The 1,940-nt window shown below is 31.1% G+C and carries 3 protein-coding genes; all 3 read left to right on the top strand.

All coding sequences use genetic code 11. The annotated features are described in order from the left end of the window. Nucleotides 1-26: 26 nt before the first annotated feature. Genes J6V67_RS04415 through J6V67_RS04405 form a run of 3 tightly spaced genes read left to right on the top strand, consistent with a single transcriptional unit; the run spans nt 27 to nt 1,920 of the window. Nucleotides 27-572, top strand: coding sequence for a hypothetical protein (locus J6V67_RS04415; protein WP_291859335.1), 546 nt, complete (start codon nt 27-29; stop codon nt 570-572). Then, complete coding sequence (locus J6V67_RS04410; RefSeq protein ID WP_291859332.1) at nt 569-1,018, top strand: hypothetical protein; 450 nt, start codon at nt 569-571, stop codon at nt 1,016-1,018. The genes J6V67_RS04415 and J6V67_RS04410 overlap by 4 nt, the downstream gene beginning before the upstream one ends. A gap of 5 nt (nt 1,019-1,023) precedes the next feature. Beyond that, nucleotides 1,024-1,920 carry a NapH/MauN family ferredoxin-type protein gene (locus J6V67_RS04405; protein ID WP_291859329.1) on the top strand — a complete coding sequence of 299 codons (897 nt, stop codon included), beginning with the start codon at nt 1,024-1,026 and terminating at the stop codon, nt 1,918-1,920. Nucleotides 1,921-1,940 lie beyond the last annotated feature (20 nt).

Raw genomic sequence — 1,940 nt, 5'->3', positions numbered from 1 at the left:
TATAAAGAAATTTATGAGGAATAAATATGAAAAAGTCAATTATAATACTACTAAGTGCTATAATTTTTATAGGATGTTCAAGCGAACAAAATATTAAAAACGATCCACAAGAACTAAATAAAACAACTACTACAAGTTCAATTACGATCAAAAAAGGCAATAATAATAATCAAATAAAATCTGATGAATGGGTTGTATATGATATTGATGGAAAGAAAAATATTAAATTTGGAGTTGGTGAATCAAATGAAACTACTAAATCTATAGGCGCTATTGCCTTTACTAGACCACCACTTCAAAGCGTTAATAAAGCTTTACTAAGAGGTCAATTAAGTAAAAATTTCATTACAAAATGTTCAGCTTGCCATGATGATTATGCTAATGGAATCATTGGTCCATCACTACTAGATAAAACAAGCGAGCAGATATATGATATGATAATTGCATATCGCACTAAAACAAAAGCTAATGTATTAATGGCTGATCTTGTAAAATCAATGAGTGATAAAGAGGTGGCAGATATAGCCAAGGAAATTAGTCAGTTTAATGAACAATTTAGGAGTAAAAAATGAATATAGGTAAAGCAGTAGCCCTAATCTTAAGCGGTTTAGTTGTTGTTTTAATGCTTTTTATGTTGTTTAGCTCTGATAGCACAACCCAAGCAGTACAAGAACCAGTAAAAAATGAACCAAAGCCAGTTGCGCAAACTACTAGCAGTTCAAGCGAATTCCAAACAAATGATGAGTTAAATAAAATTAAAGAATTAAAGCAAAGTGTATCAGTAAGTAGTGATGGGATAAGCAAATTATATCTACAAAGCTGCGCACCATGTCACGCCAAAGATGGCTCTGGAATCTTAGCCCCATCAATCATTGGTAAAAGCAAAGAAGATATTCTAGCTAGATTAAATGAGTATAAAGCTGGTAAAATACCAAATAGTTTAATGGAAGGACTTTTAGATAATGTCAGCGATGAGAACTTGACAATTCTAGCTGAAGAGATATCTAAATTTAAATAAATATCATGAATAAATATCAAGGTCGCCAAACAGTAACAAATGCTAGCTTTCTCTCAACTTTTATAACTACAACAAAAAATGGTAAAAAGCGTCCTAGTATAAGGTTTTACCGATATTTTACGATGATTTTAATTCATCTTTTGTTTGTACTTTCATTTGTAGCAGATATTCAAGTCATTGAAGGTGATATTACTGGGTCTAGAATGCTAGGCTTTCATCTAGCTGATCCATTTATTACTACCGAGGTTATACTTAGCAGAGGGCAATTGCCTGTAAATTTGCTTATTGGCACATTTACTATTTTGGCATTTTATATGTTTTTTGCTGGACGTGCATTTTGCTCATGGGTCTGTCCATATAACTTTTTTGGCGAATTTGCTGAGAAATTAAATGCTAAATTAATTAGCAAAAAAATAATCAAAAAAAGAGAATTTGATACAAAAATTAGATATATATTTTTGCTAGCTTTTTGGATTTTAAGTTTAATTAGCGGTTATTTAATATTTGAAATTTTTAATATTGTAGGTATAGTCTCAAGATTTATCATATATGGATATAGCGCTGCGATTTGGTGGGCTGTTTTGGTATTTTTAGCTGAAGTTTTCTTTAGTAGAAGATTTTGGTGTAGATATGTATGCCCTATTGGAACTCTTTATTCATTACTATCTAAATTTAGGGCTATAAAGGTTAGCTGGAATAAGGAAAAATGCGATCACTGCGCTGTTTGTATGGATGTTTGTATTGTCCCAAAAGTTTTAGAGATTACAAAAACTAAAAATAAAGATATTCCAGGAGAAAAATTTAGCATCGTAAGTGGAGATTGCACCATGTGTGGTAGATGCATTGATGTGTGCCATCAAGATGCTCTAAGCTATGAAAATAGACTCAAAAAGCTTTTATAAGGATTAAGATTGATAAAAAT

This window comes from Campylobacter sp. (assembly GCF_017646085.1).
In the GTDB taxonomy this organism is placed as follows: Bacteria; Campylobacterota; Campylobacteria; order Campylobacterales; family Campylobacteraceae; genus Campylobacter.
The sequence above is the reverse complement of the archived record's forward strand: the minus strand, read 5'-3'. Positions and strand labels throughout refer to the sequence as shown.